The organism is Rhizobium sp. 01T437 (assembly GCF_056398505.1).
In genome coordinates this window covers 146,217-164,126 of record NZ_JBFTPM010000006.1, presented here as the reverse complement: position 1 = coordinate 164,126, position 17,910 = coordinate 146,217, and the positions used below count along the sequence as shown (strand labels likewise).

At 60.1% G+C, this 17,910-nt stretch carries 16 protein-coding genes; 6 read left to right on the top strand and 10 right to left on the bottom strand.

Going from position 1 to position 17,910, the window contains the following annotated elements; all coding sequences use genetic code 11:
• Window positions 1-19: 19 nt before the first annotated feature.
• On the bottom strand, window positions 20-928 hold the full coding sequence (osmF, locus tag AC1DM5_RS13825) for a glycine betaine ABC transporter substrate-binding protein OsmF (RefSeq protein ID WP_037101085.1): 909 nt from the start codon (window positions 926-928) through the stop codon (window positions 20-22).
• 199 nt (window positions 929-1,127) lie between these two features.
• Window positions 1,128-1,313 carry an acetyltransferase gene (locus tag AC1DM5_RS13820; protein ID WP_477819020.1) on the bottom strand — a complete coding sequence of 62 codons (186 nt, stop codon included), beginning with the start codon at window positions 1,311-1,313 and terminating at the stop codon, window positions 1,128-1,130.
• A 46-nt stretch (window positions 1,314-1,359) separates the two neighbouring features.
• Between AC1DM5_RS13820 and AC1DM5_RS13815 the strand changes: the two genes are divergently transcribed.
• Together AC1DM5_RS13815 and AC1DM5_RS13810 are read left to right on the top strand one after the other, a co-directional pair.
• Window positions 1,360-2,574: a LysR family transcriptional regulator gene (locus AC1DM5_RS13815; protein ID WP_477819019.1), complete on the top strand. Its 1,215-nt coding sequence runs from the start codon at window positions 1,360-1,362 to the stop codon at window positions 2,572-2,574.
• Window positions 2,575-2,607: 33 nt separating this feature from the next.
• Window positions 2,608-3,330 (top strand): copper homeostasis protein CutC, encoded by a 723-nt coding sequence (locus tag AC1DM5_RS13810; protein WP_477819018.1) that lies wholly within the window; start codon window positions 2,608-2,610, stop codon window positions 3,328-3,330.
• A 98-nt stretch (window positions 3,331-3,428) separates the two neighbouring features.
• Here AC1DM5_RS13810 and AC1DM5_RS13805 read toward each other — a convergent pair whose 3' ends face one another.
• From AC1DM5_RS13805 to AC1DM5_RS13775, 7 genes are all read right to left on the bottom strand, one after another.
• A complete protein-coding gene (locus AC1DM5_RS13805; protein ID WP_477819017.1) occupies window positions 3,429-4,448 on the bottom strand; it encodes a zinc-binding alcohol dehydrogenase family protein in 1,020 nt (339 codons plus the stop codon).
• Between the two features lie 65 nt (window positions 4,449-4,513).
• Window positions 4,514-5,488 carry an ABC transporter permease gene (locus tag AC1DM5_RS13800; protein ID WP_037101094.1) on the bottom strand — a complete coding sequence of 325 codons (975 nt, stop codon included), beginning with the start codon at window positions 5,486-5,488 and terminating at the stop codon, window positions 4,514-4,516.
• Between the two features lie 27 nt (window positions 5,489-5,515).
• Window positions 5,516-7,069 carry a sugar ABC transporter ATP-binding protein gene (locus AC1DM5_RS13795; protein ID WP_477819016.1) on the bottom strand — a complete coding sequence of 518 codons (1,554 nt, stop codon included), beginning with the start codon at window positions 7,067-7,069 and terminating at the stop codon, window positions 5,516-5,518.
• A 103-nt stretch (window positions 7,070-7,172) separates the two neighbouring features.
• Window positions 7,173-8,162 carry an ABC transporter substrate-binding protein gene (locus tag AC1DM5_RS13790; RefSeq protein ID WP_113322902.1) on the bottom strand — a complete coding sequence of 330 codons (990 nt, stop codon included), beginning with the start codon at window positions 8,160-8,162 and terminating at the stop codon, window positions 7,173-7,175.
• 211 nt (window positions 8,163-8,373) lie between these two features.
• Entirely contained in the window at window positions 8,374-8,820 is a 447-nt protein-coding gene (locus AC1DM5_RS13785; RefSeq protein WP_477819015.1) for an RbsD/FucU family protein, read from the bottom strand.
• A 9-nt stretch (window positions 8,821-8,829) separates the two neighbouring features.
• On the bottom strand, window positions 8,830-9,849 hold the full coding sequence (locus AC1DM5_RS13780; RefSeq protein WP_477819014.1) for an aldo/keto reductase: 1,020 nt from the start codon (window positions 9,847-9,849) through the stop codon (window positions 8,830-8,832).
• Between the two features lie 40 nt (window positions 9,850-9,889).
• On the bottom strand, window positions 9,890-11,392 hold the full coding sequence (locus AC1DM5_RS13775; protein WP_477975128.1) for a UxaA family hydrolase: 1,503 nt from the start codon (window positions 11,390-11,392) through the stop codon (window positions 9,890-9,892).
• A 258-nt stretch (window positions 11,393-11,650) separates the two neighbouring features.
• Here AC1DM5_RS13775 and AC1DM5_RS13770 point away from each other — a divergent pair, with 258 nt between their 5' ends.
• On the top strand, window positions 11,651-12,556 hold the full coding sequence (locus AC1DM5_RS13770) for a GntR family transcriptional regulator (protein WP_477975126.1): 906 nt from the start codon (window positions 11,651-11,653) through the stop codon (window positions 12,554-12,556).
• A gap of 15 nt (window positions 12,557-12,571) precedes the next feature.
• Here AC1DM5_RS13770 and AC1DM5_RS13765 read toward each other — a convergent pair whose 3' ends face one another.
• The gene (locus AC1DM5_RS13765) at window positions 12,572-14,065 is read right to left on the bottom strand and encodes an MDR family MFS transporter (RefSeq protein ID WP_477819011.1); all 1,494 of its coding nucleotides are present in this window, start codon (window positions 14,063-14,065) and stop codon (window positions 12,572-12,574) included.
• Between the two features lie 369 nt (window positions 14,066-14,434).
• On the opposite strand from AC1DM5_RS13765, the gene AC1DM5_RS13760 reads away from it, so the two are divergent.
• From AC1DM5_RS13760 to AC1DM5_RS13750, 3 genes are all read left to right on the top strand, one after another.
• Window positions 14,435-15,277 carry a glycosyl transferase gene (locus AC1DM5_RS13760; protein WP_477975125.1) on the top strand — a complete coding sequence of 281 codons (843 nt, stop codon included), beginning with the start codon at window positions 14,435-14,437 and terminating at the stop codon, window positions 15,275-15,277.
• 63 nt (window positions 15,278-15,340) lie between these two features.
• Window positions 15,341-15,844: a hypothetical protein gene (locus tag AC1DM5_RS13755; protein WP_477819009.1), complete on the top strand. Its 504-nt coding sequence runs from the start codon at window positions 15,341-15,343 to the stop codon at window positions 15,842-15,844.
• A gap of 894 nt (window positions 15,845-16,738) precedes the next feature.
• Window positions 16,739-17,905 carry an HlyD family secretion protein gene (locus AC1DM5_RS13750; protein WP_477819008.1) on the top strand — a complete coding sequence of 389 codons (1,167 nt, stop codon included), beginning with the start codon at window positions 16,739-16,741 and terminating at the stop codon, window positions 17,903-17,905.
• The last annotated feature ends 5 nt before the right edge of the window (window positions 17,906-17,910 follow it).

The window sequence follows — 17,910 nt, the reverse complement described above, 5'->3', positions numbered from 1 at the left end:
CGGGCGGGGCATCAGGCGATTACTTCAGGAAGCCTTTTTCCTTCAGATAGGCTTCGGCAACGGACTTCGCCGGCTCGCCATCGACCTGGATCTTGGCGTTGAGCTTGCGCAGTTCGTCTGCCGTCAGGCTCTGGAAGATCGGAGTGAGGATTTCCTGGATCTTCGGGTTTGCCTGCAGCACGGCCTCGCGGATGATTGGGGTCGGTGCATAGACCTGTTGCACGCTCTTGTCGTCTTCGAGAACGACCAGTTCGGCAGCCTGAATTGCGCCGTCAGTACCATAGACCATGGCGGTATTGACGCCGTTGGTCTGGTCGGCCGCAGCCTTGATCGTTGCAGCCGTGTCGCCGCCAGAAAGCACGACTTCCTGATCCGGCTTCAGCGTGAAGCCATAGGTGGTCTGGAAGGCGGGCAAGGCGCCGGCGGAGTTCACGAATTCGGCGGAAGCCGCAAGCTTGGCAGCACCGCCACCGGAGACCCACTTGCCGAAGTCGGACAAGGTCTTGAGGTTATTCGGGCCGGCAACATCGCTGCGCACGGCAAGCGCCCAGGTATTGTTGGCGGGCGAGGGCGTCAGCCAGACGATCTTGTTGGCGTCATAGTCCAACTTCTTCGCCAGCTGATAACCCTGGTCGAGGTTTTTCCAGGCGGCATCATCGGCCTTGTTGAAGAAGAAGCCGGCATTGCCGGTATATTCCGGATAGATGTCGATTTCGCCAGCGGTGATCGCCTTGCGCACGACAGGCGTAGCACCCAGCGCGATGCGGTCCTGCGTCTTGATGCCGTTGGCATTGAGTGCCAGCGCGATGACGTTGCCGAGCAGCGTGCCTTCGGTGTCGATCTTCGACGAAACGACGACGTCTGCGGCGTGGGCGGCGCCGGCCGCAAAGGCGGCAAGCGAAACGGCAAGTGCGAATTTCTTCAGCATGATTATCCCCTTGGTTGAACACCGTTAAACGTCGCGAAAGCCCCGGACGCGAAGCCTGCGCGCATAAAACCAGCCGGCATGGTCAGCCATCAGGCCATCATGCCGGAAATACGTGCGTCATGGAAATAGTGTGCATGCCCGAAAAATCGATGCCCGAAAATCGAAGCAGCCCCCTCCAGTATTCGCTCTCGCGACGCGATTATGGCGGCGAATGCAGGTCCATGCGCGGAATTGCATTCCCTTTTCCAAGGCCGGCGCGATTTGTTTTTGTCCCCTTGCGTGTTTCCACGGTGTTCCGGTGCTTTTGATCGGTTCTTTCGCCGCCCGGATTTCTTATGAGTGAACGATAGCCTGCGCGTTTATGGGCAGGGATATCTTTTTTCACGAACACGTCATATCCTCCGCCTTTTCAGTAGTTTCCGGAGAAAGCCTTGCATCTCGGCGCCCTCTTCATCGCAAGCCATGTCCTGTCGTCCGGCTCCATGCGCGAAACCGCGCGCCGCTTCAACATCTCAGTCTCGACCGCATCGGCGGCCGTCGGCAATCTGGAAACGGCGCTTGCCTTGAAACTCGTCGAACGCTCTTCGGGCGAGCTCGTCATCCTGCTCGCCGGCGGCAGAGTTCAGGAGGGATTGGCGCCGATCCTCGATGCGACAGAACAGCTTGGTGATTTGCTGGGCCAACAGGAGCCGGACGCTTACGAGCAATGGGCTGCTCGTATCCCAGTAAAGCTCGTCACAATGGAGCGCTACTTAGAGGTTGCCGATCAAGGCAGCATCAATAGAGCCGCCCGCCGCCTTCGCCTTGGTCAGCCGCAGCTTTCATTGCAGATTGCCAATCTTGAGAAATTCTTCGGCCGCCGTCTCTTCGAGCGTCAGGCGCAAGGCTCTGCGCTGACGGAGGAGGGCCGCTTCGCCTATACGGTCTTTTCGACCATCAGCCTCGCCTGGAACGAACTGAAATCCACAGCAGACGAACGCTATCAACGCACGGCTCGTTCGCTGCGCATCGGCGCCATTATCCCGACAGGCTCGGAAAGCTGGGTCGCGCGCTGCCTGGGCAGCCTCGTTGCCGAGTGGAATGCCGGCCGCAACAAGAATGCTTTATCGCTGGTCTCGATGACTGCCGACGATCTGCGCGAGGCGCTGAAATCCGGGCGCATCGATGTTGCGATCCTCGATTCCGTCTTCGGCCTGGAAAGCTTCCGTCATCGCGAATTGCTGCGCACCGATATGGTGGCTATTGCACCGCCTGACAGCACGGAAGTGACGGTCGCTGACCTCGTCGCCAGCCATCCGATCTGCACGCCGAGTCCGCGCACCGGCATCGGCCATGCCGCCATGACCTTCGGCTATGACCGCACCCTGCATCGCCGCCTCCGCGATCGAGACATCACCGCTGCGGATTCGCTGCCCGTCATCGTCGATCTCGTCGCTAATCACGGCTATGTCTCCTTCCTCGGCCGCGTCAGCGCCATGCCGATTGCCGACCGGGTGCGCATCGTCGAACTCGCCGAGCCGATGCCCATGTCCTATCACGTGTCCTTCAATCATCGGAAAGCCGCGGCCGACGCTTGTGACTTGCTGATCGCGACCGCGGCAAAAATTGTGCCGGCGCCTGTCGCGAAAGATGCCGCCTTCGCATAAATAGGCTGCGACGGAAGAAGAGGGATTCGGGATATGACGGTTTTGCTGGAAGTATGCGTCGATAGCGCTCAGGGCCTTGCGGCTGCAATCGAGGGCGGTGCCGGACGCATCGAGCTTTGCTCGGCGCTGGAGCTTGGCGGGCTGACGCCATTGCCGAGCCTGATGCGAATCGCGGCGCAAGCGCCGATCCCCGTCTACGCAATGATCCGCCCGCATGCCGGCCCCTTCATCTTCGATGCCACGGATGAAAAGGCGATGCTGGCAGATATCGATGCTGTCAGGGCCGCTGGCCTCGCCGGCGTCGTCATCGGCGCCAACCGACTGGACGGCACGCTCGACATGCCGCTCATTCATCGCCTGAAGGCGCATGCTGCCGGCCTCGGTTCGACGCTGCATCGCGCTTTCGATCTCGTGCCCGATCCGGATGCAGCACTGGAACAGGCGGTCGAACTCGGCTGCGAGCGCATCCTTACTTCAGGCTGCGTACCGAAGGCGGTGGATGGGCTCGAAACGCTGAAGCGCATAGCCGCCAAGGCAGCCGGCCGCATTTCCATCATGCCGGGCAGCGGCGTGCGACCGGCCAATGTCGTCGAGATCCTGCGGGCAACAGGTGCGCACGAAGTTCACGGTTCCTGCAGTTCTGCCGTTGCCAGCGCTGATCCGCGCGCTGTCTCTTTCGGCTTCGATGTGCCGACCTCGAACCGAACCGATGCCGCGGTCGTCAGGCAGATGCGCGCGGCAATCGACGCGGCCTAAAGCATGTCGCGCAAAAGTGTGCAGCGGTTTTGCGATAACGACATGCGAAAACAAAAGCTTAAAGTGTGGCAAGCGAATCCGAAGGATCGCGACACGCTTTAACCTGCAATCTTGATCACCGCCTTGATGAGGCCGCTCTTCTCATGTGCCCAGCGGGCGAGATCGCGCGGCACATCGGCAAGCGTCGTGCGATGCGTGATCAGCTTATCGACCGGAACGAGACCCTTGGCGATCGAATCCGCGACGTGTTCGAAGTCGACGCGCGTCGCATTGCGGCTGCCGATAACCATCATTTCCCGCTTGTGAAACTCCGGATCGGAGAAGCGGATATCGTCTTTCACGACGCTGACAAGCACCAGCGCGCCGCCATGGGCGACAAAGCTGAAGGCCTTCTCTATCGAAGGTCCAAAGCCTGTCGCGTCAAAGACGACATCAAAACCATCGCCGTCCGTCCCGGCCTTCACGGTATCGGCTGTCCCATCATTGGCGACGATCCCTGACGTAAAGCCGAAGCGCTCCGACGCCATCTGCAGCCGTTCCGCACTCGTATCCAGCAGCGTCACGTCATGGCCGGCAATACGCGAGAAGATTGCCGCGCCAAGGCCGATCGGACCTGCGCCGATGACGAGCGAGCGGGAACCCGCAGGCGCCATGGATCGGCGTACAGCATGCGCCCCGATAGCCAGGAATTCGACGGTCGCCGCGGCCTCAAGGCTGAGGCCCTTGGCGGCATAGAGATTGCCCGCGGGCACTACGATTTCCTCGCAGAAAGCACCATCCGTATGCACGCCGAGAACCTTGATATTGGTGCAGCAATTCGGCTTGCCCTGCCGGCAGGCGACACAGCTTCCGCAGGAGAGATAGGGATTGACGATGACGGGCGTACCGACGGCCATCGCCACCCCGTCGCCGGTCTCCAGCACCGTCGCTGAGATCTCGTGTCCCATGACGCGCGGATATTCGAGAAAGGGGTGCTTGCCTTCAAAGATATGATAATCCGTGCCGCAGATGCCGACATGGCTGACGGCAAGCCGTACCCAGCCGGGCGCCGGTTTTTCGGGGGAAGGGCGCTCGACGAGATCGAGGACACCGGGTTCGCGGCAAAGGACAGCTTTCATGATGGTTCTCGCATTGCTGAAAAGAAGAAAGCCGGCCTTTGGGCCGGCTTCGTTTTGCATCTCGCTCAGCCCGCCCGGCGCCGGCGAAGCTGGTCGAAGTAGACGATGACGATGATCAGCAGGCCGGTGATGATGCGCTGCCAGAACGAGTTGACGTTCAGGAGATTTGCGCCGTTGTTGATCGTCGCCAGAATGAACGCACCGATCAGCGGACCATGCACGGAGCCGACGGCTCCGAAGAGCGACGTGCCGCCGATGACCGAGGAGGCGATCGCCTGTAGTTCCCAGCCGTCGGCCTGTGTCGCGTTACCGATTGCGATACGCGAGGCAAGCAGCACGCCGACGAAAGCCGCAAACGAGGCCGAAAGGATATAGGCGAGGTAGATCATCCCCTTGACGTTGACGCCGGAAAGGCGCGCCGCCTCGGCATTCGAACCGACGGCGAAGAGATAGCGGCCCCAGCGGCTCAGATGTAGGAAGACGAAGGAGGGGATCGCAACCAGGATGACCATCCAGAACAGGCTTGGGACGCCAAGGAAATCGGCGCGGGCGAAGTTGCTGAAGCCCTCGTCGGTGATGCTGATCGTAGAGCCGTTGGTGATCAGCAGGCCAATGCCGCGCAGCGATGTCAGCGTCGCCAGCGTGATGATGAACGGCGGCAGGCCCATATGCACAATGCCGAAGCCATGGAAGGAGCCGATCGCGACACCGATTGCCAGCGTCAGCAGGATTGCCGCCCAGAGCGGTACGCCCGCCTGCAGCAGCCAGGCGATGATAACCGTGCAGAAGCCGACGATTGCGCCGACAGAAAGATCGATGCCGGCGGTGATGATGACGAAGGTCTGGCCGAGCGCCAGGATCGCCGTCATCGCGCCTTGGCGCAGCAGGTTGGAGATGTTGAGCGGCGTCCAGAAGCTGGCTGTCGAGAAGCCGAGCACGACCCAGAGGAAGATCAGCAAGCCGATCAGCGTCAGGCCAAACAGGATGTTCATCTTCCGGCGCGGCGGCGGCGCGACGATTTCAGTGGGGGTTACAGTCATGAATTTTCTCCCTCTTATTCTTCTTGCTCAGACGCCGATCGCTTCGCTGAGCACTTCTTCATGCGTCGCCGCGTGGAAATCATGGCTTGCGACAAGCTTGCCGCTGCGGAAGACGTGCAGCCGGTCGGCCAGTTCGTAGACCTCAGGCAGGTAGGAAGAGATCAGGATGATGCCTGCCCCCTCCTTCAGAAGCTTGGCGAAGAGCCGGTAGATTTCCGCCTTGGTGCCGACGTCGACGCCGACGGTCGGCTCGTCGAAAATGAAAAGCCGGGCGCCGTGGCTCAGCCACTTGCCGATGACGATCTTCTGCTGGTTGCCGCCCGACATGCTGGAGGCCGGAACGCGCCGGCTCGGCGTCTTGATGCTGAGATCGCGGATCTGCTTGTCGGCATTCGTCGATTCGCGTGTGTGATTGATGACCGGGCCCTGGCTGAGGCGTCCGAACACCGGCAGATTGATGTTGAGGCCGATCGGCAGGTTGAGGCAGAGCCCCTGGTCGCGCCGGCTTTCGGGCGCCAGCGCAATGCCGAGCTCCATCGCAGTGCGTTCGTTCTTGATATCGACGCGCTTACCCATCCAGTGGATTTCGCCCGCGCTTGTCGGCTGGCGGCCATAGAGCCCGAGAGCAAATTCGCTGCGCCCGGCGCCGATCAGGCCATAGAGCCCGACGATCTGTCCTGCCTTGACGCTCAGCGACACGTCTTCGAAGCCCGGGCCGCTAAGACCCCTGACGTCGAGGATCGTCTCGCCGATCGGAATCTCTTCCTTGTGGTAGATCTGCTCGATCGAGCGATTGATCATCAGCGCGATCAGCTCGGCGTCATTGGTTTCGCCGATGAGGCGCGTGCCGACATGCGTGCCGTCGCGCAGCACCGAGACACGGTCGGCAAGCTCGAAGACTTCCTCCATGCGGTGGCTGATATAGACGATGGTGACGCCCTCGCCCTGCAGGCGGCGGATCAGCTTGAACAGCTGTGCGGATTCCTGGCGGGTGAGATAGGCGGTCGGCTCGTCGAAGATCAGGAACTGCGTGCCGCGCATGGCCGCGCGCGCGGTGGCGACGAGCTGCTGCTGACCGATCGTCAGCGAGCTCAGAAGCGCACCGGCCGGCAGGCCGAAGCCGAGATCGTCGAGAACGGCCTGCGCCATCTTCTCCATCTGCTTCTTGCGCATGATACCGAAGCGATTGACCTCGTCGCCGAGGAAGAGATTGGCGGCAACAGTCAGGTGCCGGCAGAGCACGACTTCCTGGTGGACGGCGTTGATGCCGCGGGCGATTGCCTCGTTCGGCGTCGACAGCCCCACTGGATGGCCGCACCACAGTACCTCGCCGGCCGTGCGTGTGATGACGCCCGTGAGCAATTTGATGAGGGTGGATTTGCCGGCGCCGTTTTCGCCGACGATGGCGTGGATTTCACCGGCAAGGAAGGTCAGCGTCGCCGGCTTCAGCGCCTGCACGTGACCGTAATTCTTCTGCAGGCCTTTCAATTCGAGGATGGGCGATCCGGCGGGAATTCGATTGGCTTCTTTCAGCGTCGCGCTGTCATCGTGGCGATGACTGACCTCTTCCAGTCCGACCATGGACCTCTCCTCCTCTTGTCACGTCTGCTCCATCCCTGGTGAAACATACCATGGATGAGAAAGGCCGCGCCGGTTTTTGAAGCCGGCGCGGCCGCTTGTTGTTTTACTTGATCTTCGGGTTCAAGAGCGCGTCGATCTTCGGCTCGGCCATATTCGCCTTGGTGACGAGGTTTGCGCCGGTGTCGACGTTCTTCTCGACCTTTTCGCCCTTGGAGACGGCAAGAGCGGTCTTCACGCCGTCATAGCCCATGCGATAGGGGTCCTGAACGACGAGGCCGGCAATCGCACCATCCTTGAGGAAGCCGACCGTCTTGTCGTCGCTGTCGAAGCCGATGACCTTGATCTTGTCGCCGAGCTTGTTTTCGGCGATCGCCTGGCCGACGCCCTGCGCCATGATGAGGTTCGAGGCGAAGACGCCGACGAGCTTCGGGTTTGCCGTGATCAGGTCGGTCATCATGTTGAGGCCGGTCGTTGCCTGGCCGTCGCCGTACTTGTCGGCAATCACCTTCAGGCCGGGATGCTTGGTCTTCACCTGATCCAGGAAGCCTTCGCGGCGCTGTTCCAGCGAACCGACGCCGGGAAGGTTGGTCAGGATGACGACTTCGCCCTCTTCCTTGCCGGTGGCGCCCTTGATGGCGGCGGCAAGACCGTCGGCAGCGATACGGCCGCCCTGGACGTTGTCGGTCGTCAGGAACGACTTGAATGCCTTGGAGTCGGCGCCAGAGTCGATGCCGATGATCGGAACCGACTTGGCGGCTTCATCGATCGGCTTGCCGAGCGCCTTGAACTCGGTCGGGGAGATGACGACGGCGGCCGGCTTGCCGGCAACGGCGTTCTCAAGAATGCTGATCTGGCCGTTGATGTCGGATTCGGCCTGAGCGCCGAGTTCCGGCACGTTGACGCCGAGATCCTTGCCGGCCTTGCGCGCGCCGGCCAGAACGATCTGCCAGTAGAAGGACGTCGTGTCCTTCACGATGATCGGGATCGTCACCTCGGCCGCAAAGGACGTGGCCGGCATTGCCGTCGCAATGACAGCGGCGCCTGCAAGTGCCGTAAAGGCACGGCGAGACAGAATGGATTTCACTATGCTCATAAGGGTTCTCCTCTCAGGGTGCGTTCTCCTCCAATGAAACCGGACCGCTGAACGCTGGCGGACGATTTTTATCGATAAAAAACATTTACGATCAGAAGCTAGCTGAGGCGCAGGCAAATTGCAAGTGTGCCCAATTCGCTTTTTTAACCGCTAAATTCTCTCCCAAGCAATTGTTTTTATTTTAAATACATAAGGACCTAAAATAAGGTCCTCAGTCGAATTGCACCTCGTGCGGATGGACGACGCCCTTCTTCAAGATCAGGTTGCCGTAGAGCCGGAACTCAGTCGTCGCGACGATATAGGCGGCCTTCCGTGCCATCTCATAGAAGGCGAAGCGTTCGACGGATGCGATGGAAAAATCCCCGGCGCGTCGGGTGACGATCGCCTGGAATTCGGCGCAAACCTCCGGCACCGCCTTGGGGTCGCCAACCACCTCCATCCGCCATGCCGTTTGCGGCACGAACGTATCGAGTGGCATGTGGGTGAGGATCGCCTCGGCCATATCAGTGGCACTGACGCCATCGGCACGGATGACATCGGGTCCCATGCTGCTTGCCGGGAAATTGGCATCGGCAATGACGATATCGTCGCCATGCCCCATGCTTTTCAGCGCATAGAGCAGATCGGGACCGAGAAGCGGATGAATACCTCTAAGCATGGTGTCTCCTTAGACCCGCACGGCCTCTTCGCCGAGCGGTGCGGCGACAAGCGTATAGGGTTCGAATTCGGGATAGATATCGGCGGGAAGCTGCGGCTCGAAATTCTCCATATTGCGCACGAGGCTTGAGGGCCTCGCCGTGCCGATCAGCACCGAGGAGACGACCGGGTCGCGCAGCGGAAACTGCAGGGCGGGAGCGGCAAGCGGCAGGCCGTGGCGCTTGGCCACCTCTTCCATCGCGCCCACCCTGCCGAGCACTTCGTCATTTGCCGGCATGTAGTCGAAATGTGATCCCGGCACCGGGCCGGTTGCAAGAATACCGGAATTGAACACACCGCCGACGACGAGCGACGTACCCTTCTGCCGGCAGAGCGGAATGAGCTCGGCAACCGCCGAGCGGTCGAGCAGCGTGTAGCGGCCGGCAAGCAGGATGACGTCGATATCGCCATTGCGCATCACGTCGAGGCAGACCGGCACTTCGTTGACGCCGAGGCCGAAGGCCTTGATCGCGCCGGAGGATTTCAGCTGTTCCAGCGCCTTGATGCCGCTATCAAGGAAGTTCCTCAGATGCACGGCATTCTTGGCGGCGCCATGCGTATAGGCGCCGATGTCATGGACGAAGAGGATATCGATGCGGTTGAGGCCGAGGCGCGCATAGCTGAATTCGACCGAACGCATGATGCCGTCATAGGAATAGTCGTAATCGGCATCGAAGGAGAGCGGCTCGACATAGCCATAATCAGGAACGGTGCCCGTCGGTACCGGGCGCATCAGACGACCGACCTTGGTGGACAGCACATAATCGTTTTCCGGCTTGTCGCGCAGGAAATCGCCGACGCGTCGTTCGCCAAGCCCAAGGCCATACCACGGCGCTACGTCGAAATAGCGGATGCCGTGGCTCCATGCGGATTCCAGCGTCTCCATCGCCTGCTCGCGCGGGCAGGCGCGGTAAAGGCCGCCGAGTGCCGCCGCGCCGAAGCTGATTTCGGTTACCTCGAGCGCCGTCTTGCCAATCTTCCTCGTCTTCATCATTCCTCCTTGTGAAGACCCTGATATCAATAAGTATTATTTAGAGCGTGGCGCCGAGATGCCACGGGACGAATTCGTTATCGCCGTAACCGAAGATTTCACTTTTCGTCTTCTTGCCTGAGGCAGTATCGACGATCAGCTCGAAGATCTCGCGGCCCTTGCCGCTGATGGTCGCGTCACCCGTAACGATGGTGCCGCAATCGATGTCCATATCCTCTTCCATCGAGGTATAGAGCGCCGAATTGCTGGCGAGCTTCAGCGAAGGCGCCGGGCGACAGCCGAAGCAGCTGCCGCGGCCGGTCGTAAAGGCGATCATGTTTGCGCCGCCGGCAACTTGGCCGGTGGCTGAAACCGGGTCATAGCCGGGCGTATCCATGAAGACGAGGCCGGGTGCGGTGACGCGCTCGGCATAACCATAGACGGCGGTCAGCGGCGAGCGGCCACCCTTGGCAACCGCGCCGAGCGACTTTTCGAGAATGGTCGTCAGCCCGCCGCGCTTGTTGCCCGGAGACGGGTTGTTGTCGAGCGAGGCGCCGTGCAGGGCGACATAGTCTTCCCACCAGGCGATCTTCTCATCGAGCTTTTTGGCGACATCATCACTGACGGCGCGGCTGCGCAGCAAATGCTCCGCGCCATAGATCTCGGAGGTTTCCGAAAGGATTGCCGTACCACCGGCTGCCGCCAGCAGATCGGCTGCAACACCGAGCGCCGGATTGGCGGTGATGCCCGAAAAACCGTCCGAACCACCGCATTGCAGACCGATGATGATCTCACCGATCGACATCGGAACACGCTTTTCACGGCCGACATCGGCGGCGATTTCGCGCAGCATGCCCATGGCGCGCTCGACAGCGCGGCGGGAGCCGCCAGCGTCCTGAATGTTGAAATGCCGCTTGGAGGCGCCGGCACCGCTCTGGCCGTAAAGCGTCAGCTGGTTGACTTCGCAGCCGAGGCCGATCATCAGCACACCGCCGAAATTCACATGGCGGGTGTAACCGGCAAGTGTGCGGTGCAGCACGTTCATGCCGTCACCCGTCGAGCTCATGCCGCAGCCCTGGTCGTGAACGATCGGCACGAAGCCGTCGATGCCGTCATAATGCGGCAGGATCGTACGGTTGGCCTCGTCGGCGATTGCCCGACAGACCGTGGTGGAACAGTTCACGCTGGCGATGATTCCGATATAATTGCGCGTCGCCGCCCGTCCGTCGGCACGGCGATAACCCATGAAGGTACGCGCCCTGTCCTCGGCACTTGCTTCTTCCGGAGCGGAATTGGCCGTCGCTGCAAGGCGGTCGTTTTCGAAATGCAGATTATGGCTGTGAACATGGTCGCCGGCCTTCACATCAGCCGTGGTGCGGCCGATCGCCTGGCCGTATTTCACGACCGGCGTACCGAGCGGAATGTCTGCTATGGCGACCTTGTGGCCGGGGTCGATCTTCTGGCGCGTCGTGACACCGGCGACGGTCGATCCTTCAGCAATCGGTGCCGTTGCGACCGCGACATTGTCTCCGGTCGACAGGATGATCCAAGGCTGTCTGTCCAATTTCTTCTCCCTGACGAAACGCCCGCTACATAGACGAATGCGCATTGCTTTTGTTTTTTATCTACAATAAACATTTTCAAGTCAACGGGAATATTGATCCTGTGGACGAGGGAGGCAAACAGCCGCAGGCGACTGAAAATAAGATAGAGGTCGCTTGAAGAGGCTCCTGGTCCGGCTGTGCCCGTTGTTGGTGGCGGGTATCATCGCTGTGTCGCTCGGGCGGAAAGCCCGTATCGCTTGGGCGGAAAGCAAGGTCTGATGGCAAGGCAGAATACGGTCTTCAAGGAAGCCTATAACCGGTATGCGGCAGCATTGCGCACGGATACGGCGCTGCCTTCGGAGCCGGAAATCGCAGCCCAGCTCGGCGTCAGCCGCAGCACGGCACGCGCCATTCTGACACGTCTCAGCGAAGAGGGCATCATCCGCTGGAACAAGCGCCAGAAGATCGTGCTGCGCCAGCCGATCGACCGCGACTTCTTCCCCTCCGAAGAAACGGATTCACTGCATGACATCATCGAGCGCAGCTTCATGCAGCGCATTCTTTCCGATGAGGCAGCCCCTGGCATGCAGATCAACGAGCTGGAGCTTGCCCGCGAGATCGGCACAGGCACGACCAGCGTGCGCGAATTCCTCATCCGCTTCTCGCGTTTCGGCTTGATCGAGAAACGCCCGAACAGCCACTGGACGCTGAAGGGCTTTACCCGTGAATTCGCGCTTGAACTTGCCGATGTGCGCGAAATGTTCGAGCTGCATTCGGCCGCCGAATTCGGCAGGCTACCTGCCGACCATCACGCCTGGTCGGATTTGGCGGCGATCAAGGAGGAGCATCTCTCGGTGCTCGCAGACATCAACAATCGCTTCAAGGAATTCTCGGCACTCGACGAGCGCTTTCACTTGCTGATCCATCGCGCCTCGAAGAACCGTTTCATCGCCGACTTTTATGACGCGATCGCCATCATCTTCCACTATCATTATCAGTGGAACAAGGCGGCCGCCCGCGAACGCAACGAACGCGCGATCCACGAACATCTCGATTATATAGCGGCGCTCGAAGCCAACGATCAGGCGAAGATTGAGGCCGCCTGTCGCATCCACCTTCGCTCCGCTCGCCAGACCCTGCTGCAATCCATCCCGCAGAGCTCCGCGGAAGGCGCTCCTGGCTGAAAGGTTGGCATCCGATCAGTGCGAGGCGGCTTCGCTCGCCGCACTCCCCGCGCCCCCGGTCTTCACGCCGCGGCCGATCGGAATAAGCCAGGTGGTCGCAAAGGTCAGCACCGCCACGACAACGACACCCCAGAAGCTCCAATGCAGCGCCGCATCGAAGATGCCGCGCACTGCCGGATCGTTTGCAAGCGCCGAGAGGCCGGTCGGCTCGTTCAGGACATTGTGCAGGCTGTTTGCCGCGTCGCCCGTCGCATAGTGGTCGATACCGGCATTGAGGATGGCGCCGAGCACGGTGGCACCCAGCGTATTGCCGAGGCTGCGCGCAAAGATGATCGAGGCTGTGGCGCTTCCGCGCATCGACCATTCCACGCTGTCCTGCACCAGCGCGATGCTGGTGAGGTTGATGAGCCCCATGCCGAAGCCCATGAAGAAGGAGCCGGCGCCCGCAACGGCCGGATGGCTTTCCGGCGTGAGGAAGAGAAGGAAGAAGGCGCCGAAGGGGAACATGAAGCTGCCGACCCGGAGCGTATTGCGAATGCCGAAGGCCTTGAAGAAACGGCCTGATAGCATCACCGACAGCGGCCAGCCTACGACGAGCATGGTGAGCGTGAAGCCGGCGACGATCGGCGAACGGCCGAGCACACCCTGCACATACATCGGCAGGATCGTCGAAAGGCCGATCAGCGCCATGCCGGCCAGCAGCATGCAGGCATTGCTGGTCGCCACCAGCCGGCGGCTCCAGAGCGCGATGGAAATGATAGGCTCCGGCGTGCGCTTTTCCTGCAATACAAAGAGAATGCCGGTCACGACGAAGAGGGCGGCAAGCGAGAGAAGGACCCAGGCCGGGGCGTCCGTTTCCGTCAGCATCGTCAGCAGCGCGATGATGGAAATCGAAAACAGGATGGCGCCGAGATAGTCGATCTTCGCATCCTTATGCGCCACATCCTCCTTCAGGAACATCATGAAGGCGATGATGGAGAAGATGCCGATCGGCAGGTTGATCCAGAAGATCCAGGCCCAGGAGATAGTATCGACGATGATGCCGCCGGCGAGCGGTCCGACGACCGCCGAAGTCGCCCAAACTGTCGCCATCACGCCCTGCACCTTGCCGCGTTCCTCCAGCTTGAACAGGTCGCCGATGATTGTCATCGTCACCGGCTGGATCGCGCCGGCACCAAGGCCCTGCACCAGACGAAAGGCGATGAGCGAGGCCATCGACCAGGCAAGCCCGCAGAAGAGTGAACCGACGAGGAAAACGAGGATACCGCCGATCAGCACCGGCTTGCGTCCAAAAATGTCGGAAAGCTTGCCGTAGATGACTGTCGTCGTGGACTGCGCCAGCAGGAAGGCGGAAAAGACCCAGCTGTAATAGGTGAAGCCGCCGAGCTGGCCGACGATCCGCGGCATGGCGGTCGCCACGATCGTGGCCTCGATCGCCACCATGAAGGTCGCGAGCATGATCGTGGCAACGACGAGCGTGCGGTTGGATTGCTTCGATGTAGCGGACATGATGAACCTCTCGAAGCTTTCTCCGTGAAACGGGAAAACCGCTGTCGGCTGGTGGGGCAGGTGCAACGCGTGATGTCGGCAAGTCTTTTATGCTCCTGCTGATAGCAGGTAAAGCGCAAGTGATATGCTTTCTTTGGTGTCGACGCTTAAACCGCTTCCGACCCTGGCAAATTTAAAATACAACGCATTCTGCGAAGGAAGTTTCGGTGGGTATCCGCCGGAAATAAAGAGATCTGGCAGGCCAGGCCTCTCGGATCTCAGGATTGCATTTCCGCCAGGTTATTCCCACTTGAAAACCTGATGCAGGCCTGTGAACCGCGCCATCGCGGCTGCAAAGGGTTTCGGATCCGGGCACGGAAATGGCGAGCTATGATGACGCATGTTTTGGCTGCGAGCGGCGGCGTTAAACAGGTAATTTGCATCAATTGGGGTACAAGATACGGGCCGACTTTCATCAACCGGCTGTATGCGATGGTGGCGCGCAACATCACGCCGCCGTTTACCTTCACCTGTTTCACCGACTGCCGGGATGATCTCCATCCCGGTATCCTGTGCGAGGACCTGCCGCCTCTGGATGTCGAAATGCCCGTCAATACGAGGGGCATCTGGCCGAAGGCGAGGCTTTGGGGACCGAAGCTCGGAAGCCTGAGCGGGCCGGTCCTCTATCTGGACCTCGACCTTGTTATCGTCGCCTCTCTTGATGACTTTTTCAAGGTTGGAGGGCCTGATGATGTCGTCATGGCCCGCAACCAGACAACGCCTTTCGAAAGGCTCGGCCAGAGCTCGCTCTTTCGCTTTCCGGTCGGCAAGCTCCTGCCGCTGCAGGAAAAGTTCAGGGCCAACCCGCAGAAAGTGGCCGATGAGTATCAGTATGAACAGCGCTTCGTCACCCGCAATGCGCCGGGAGGCGTGAAATTCTTCCGGCGCAACTGGGTTCTGCACTTTCGTCAGGACTGCCACTGGGCCTTTCCGCTGAACTACTTCCTCGCACCGCGCCTGCCATCGCGTGCCCGCGTTGTCCTCTTCCCGCGTGGCTTCCACCCGCAGAACGCCATCGAAGGGAAATTCGGCCCGAAAGGCCGGGCCGAAACAAGGCTCGATCATATCAAGGGCGTCTTTGACGTCAGCAAACGCGACGGCAAACAACCCTTCCGCTACCTGCGCCACTATATCCTCCCGACACCTTGGGTGGCGGATCACTGGCACGAGTGACGCTCTAACGGAACAATTTCGSACGTCRGATGTTGTAAGCCCAGGGAAACCTTGGGTGCTCTCATGCGTCCTCTTCTGATCGCAACATTGCTCTCGCTTTCATGTTTGTCTGCCAACGCGAATGCGGCCGACGCCGACTTTTTGAACTCGCTGGCAGGCGACTGGGATGGAGGCGGAATGGTCCTGACCAAGATCGGCGGCCCGAAGGTCAATGTGTCGTGCAACCTGAAATCCAACGCGAGTGCTTCCGCAGTTTCCATGAATGGCAGTTGTCGCGCGCTCGCCGTCATCACAAGAACCTTCTCGGCAAATGTAAAGGCGGCCGGTCAACGCTACACCGGCAACTACACGGGACCATCGGGCCAGCCTTCCATGCTCATAGGCAGCAGGAAAGGCGATGCTCTCAACTTCAATGTCACCTGGGCTCACATCACCAATGGCGACCGAAGCGCAAACTTGATGATCGAAAAGGTGGGGCAGAACGGGCTTCGCCTACAGACTGTTGATCGCGACCTCGCCTCGGGCCGATCCGTGGTGACGAGCCGCATTGATCTGCAGCGGCAATGACTGCTGAGATCGTTACCCCAAGCAGTCGTTTCGATTTTCGGACGTATCGCATTGAAATGCATTGTGTTTATTATAAACAACTGTCGTCGCGCATGCTGCCTCTAGTCTGAAAAATAGAGGAATAAGCATGACTGGCAGCGCAATCTCCTACACACTTTTAAGTACCAGCGACGTTCAGAAGATTGCTCCGGTTTCGAACGTGACGCTCTGGCGCTGGGTGAGAGATGGCAAGTTTCCCGCTCCCATACAGGTCGCGAAAAACAATTTCTGGAGGTCTGACGAAGTTGGCGCTTGGATGGATGCAATGTCCTCCAGACGCGCCGCACCTCGGCAAAAGGCTTTCTGATCGGCGAATCGGAAAGCCTTTGTTTTGCCGGGCGCAGAGTGCCGTCGGCTCCCATATTTCATGCGGATATCTAATGGATAGAATATCGCAATACGCGCCGTCGTCGAGGACGGGCGCGTCTCACCGCCTCGAACGGCTGCGCCGCGCCGGTAAGATTATGGCCGTCAGGGGTTTTCGCGAAACTCGCAATGTCAGCGTGTGCCGCGATACCAGAGCGCAACTCATGCGGCGAGTAGCAAGTCTACCGATGATCTCGGTAAGGTGGGGTCGGCCCACCGCTTACCGTCAACGGGCATCCAAACAGCCAGATCAACGACCTGCTGCAGTGGGTCTACGTCGCAAGCCCGAACTCAAAGCCGTGACCAGAAAGCACGGCATATCCTACACCAACGTATGGTTATGGAACACACACTAACGGGATAATTTTCACCCATCGCATCACTGCCTTCCCAGTCGGGTCGGCCGGCCGGCTGAACCCAACTTGCTGGAATCACTAAATCCCGGTGCAGCCCAAACCGCCAGTTGGCTATTCAGGGGCAGGAGCCCCCATGAACATGAATGTCACCAATCATCCTGCGAACACAAACCTAAAAACTTCAGATGAGAGCGATCAAGCGGAGACAGGGACACCTGCTCCGCCGACGCGAAAGCCGAAATGGCGAATGCTGGTGCTGGGTACGATAGGGATGGTGGCGCTTGGTGCAGCGGCCTATGGCGGCTGGGAATACTGGACGGTGTGGCAATTCGAACAATCGACGGACGATGCATATGTGCAGGCCGACGTGGTCGCGATAGCGCCACAGGTGGCGGGTTATATCCAGACGCTTCTTGTCAATGACAATCAGCCGGTCAAAGCCGGTGACATTCTCGCTACGATTGATCCGCGCGACTTTCAGGCGGCGGTCGATCAGGCCAAGGCGGATGTCGCCGAGGCCGAAGCGGCCATCGTCAGTATTGCCGCCCAACTCAGCGAACAAAAGGCCCTGATCGATGAAGCGCAAGCGACGATCAATACCGACCAGGCATCGGAGGTGTTCGCTGAACAGAACAACCAGCGCTTCATGACCCTGTCAAAAACGGGTTCGGCAACAGTGGAAGAGGCCCAACAGGCAGCGTCGCAGGCCGATTCGGCGAAGGCCGTCGTAGTCAAGGACAAGGCTGCACTGGTCGCCGCGCAGAAGCAGATCGCTACGCTGGACGCTCAACAGTCCGAAGCAAAAGCAACTCTTGGTCACAATCGTGCCGCGCTGGATCAGGCCGAACTCAGCCTCGGATACACGGTGCTACGAGCACCCGTCGACGGAGTTGTCGGCGCGCGGGCAGTCCGGGTTGGCCTCTACGCCCAGCCTGGTCAACTGTTGCTGGCTGTGGTGCCGCTCCAGGCGGCCTATGTCGTCGCCAATTACAAGGAGACCCAGCTCGCCAACGTCAAGCCAGGCCAACCGGTCAGGATCGACGTGGATACATTTTCAGGTATCACCGTGCGCGGCATCGTAAACAGCCTAGCGCCGGCAAGCGGTCAGGAGTTCGCCTTGCTGCCGCCCGACAACGCGACCGGCAACTTTACCAAGATCGTCCAGCGTGTTCCCGTCAAGATCACCATCGACAAGTCGGATCCACTTGCCGGTCGCCTGCTTCCGGGGATGTCGGTAACGACCACAATCAAGGTTGGACCGGCCGTTGATGGCAACCCTCCTGGGAACGCAAGCAAGTAATTCTT

Bases quoted from the DNA above. Each gene is read 5' to 3' on its own strand.
- osmF (WP_037101085.1), bottom strand. From the start codon at position 928: ATGCTGAAGAAATTCGCACTTGCCGTTTCGCTTGCCGCCTTTGCGGCC.
- AC1DM5_RS13810 (WP_477819018.1), top strand. From the start codon at position 2,608: ATGACGGTTTTGCTGGAAGTATGCGTCGATAGCGCTCAGGGCCTTGCG.
- AC1DM5_RS13805 (WP_477819017.1), bottom strand. From the start codon at position 4,448: ATGAAAGCTGTCCTTTGCCGCGAACCCGGTGTCCTCGATCTCGTCGAG.
- AC1DM5_RS13800 (WP_037101094.1), bottom strand. From the start codon at position 5,488: ATGACTGTAACCCCCACTGAAATCGTCGCGCCGCCGCCGCGCCGGAAG.
- AC1DM5_RS13795 (WP_477819016.1), bottom strand. From the start codon at position 7,069: ATGGTCGGACTGGAAGAGGTCAGTCATCGCCACGATGACAGCGCGACG.
- AC1DM5_RS13790 (WP_113322902.1), bottom strand. From the start codon at position 8,162: ATGAGCATAGTGAAATCCATTCTGTCTCGCCGTGCCTTTACGGCACTT.
- AC1DM5_RS13785 (WP_477819015.1), bottom strand. From the start codon at position 8,820: ATGCTTAGAGGTATTCATCCGCTTCTCGGTCCCGATCTGCTCTATGCG.
- AC1DM5_RS13780 (WP_477819014.1), bottom strand. From the start codon at position 9,849: ATGAAGACGAGGAAGATTGGCAAGACGGCGCTCGAGGTAACCGAAATC.
- AC1DM5_RS13770 (WP_477975126.1), top strand. From the start codon at position 11,651: ATGGCAAGGCAGAATACGGTCTTCAAGGAAGCCTATAACCGGTATGCG.
- AC1DM5_RS13765 (WP_477819011.1), bottom strand. From the start codon at position 14,065: ATGTCCGCTACATCGAAGCAATCCAACCGCACGCTCGTCGTTGCCACG.
- AC1DM5_RS13760 (WP_477975125.1), top strand. From the start codon at position 14,435: ATGATGACGCATGTTTTGGCTGCGAGCGGCGGCGTTAAACAGGTAATT.
- AC1DM5_RS13755 (WP_477819009.1), top strand. From the start codon at position 15,341: ATGCGTCCTCTTCTGATCGCAACATTGCTCTCGCTTTCATGTTTGTCT.
- AC1DM5_RS13750 (WP_477819008.1), top strand. From the start codon at position 16,739: ATGAACATGAATGTCACCAATCATCCTGCGAACACAAACCTAAAAACT.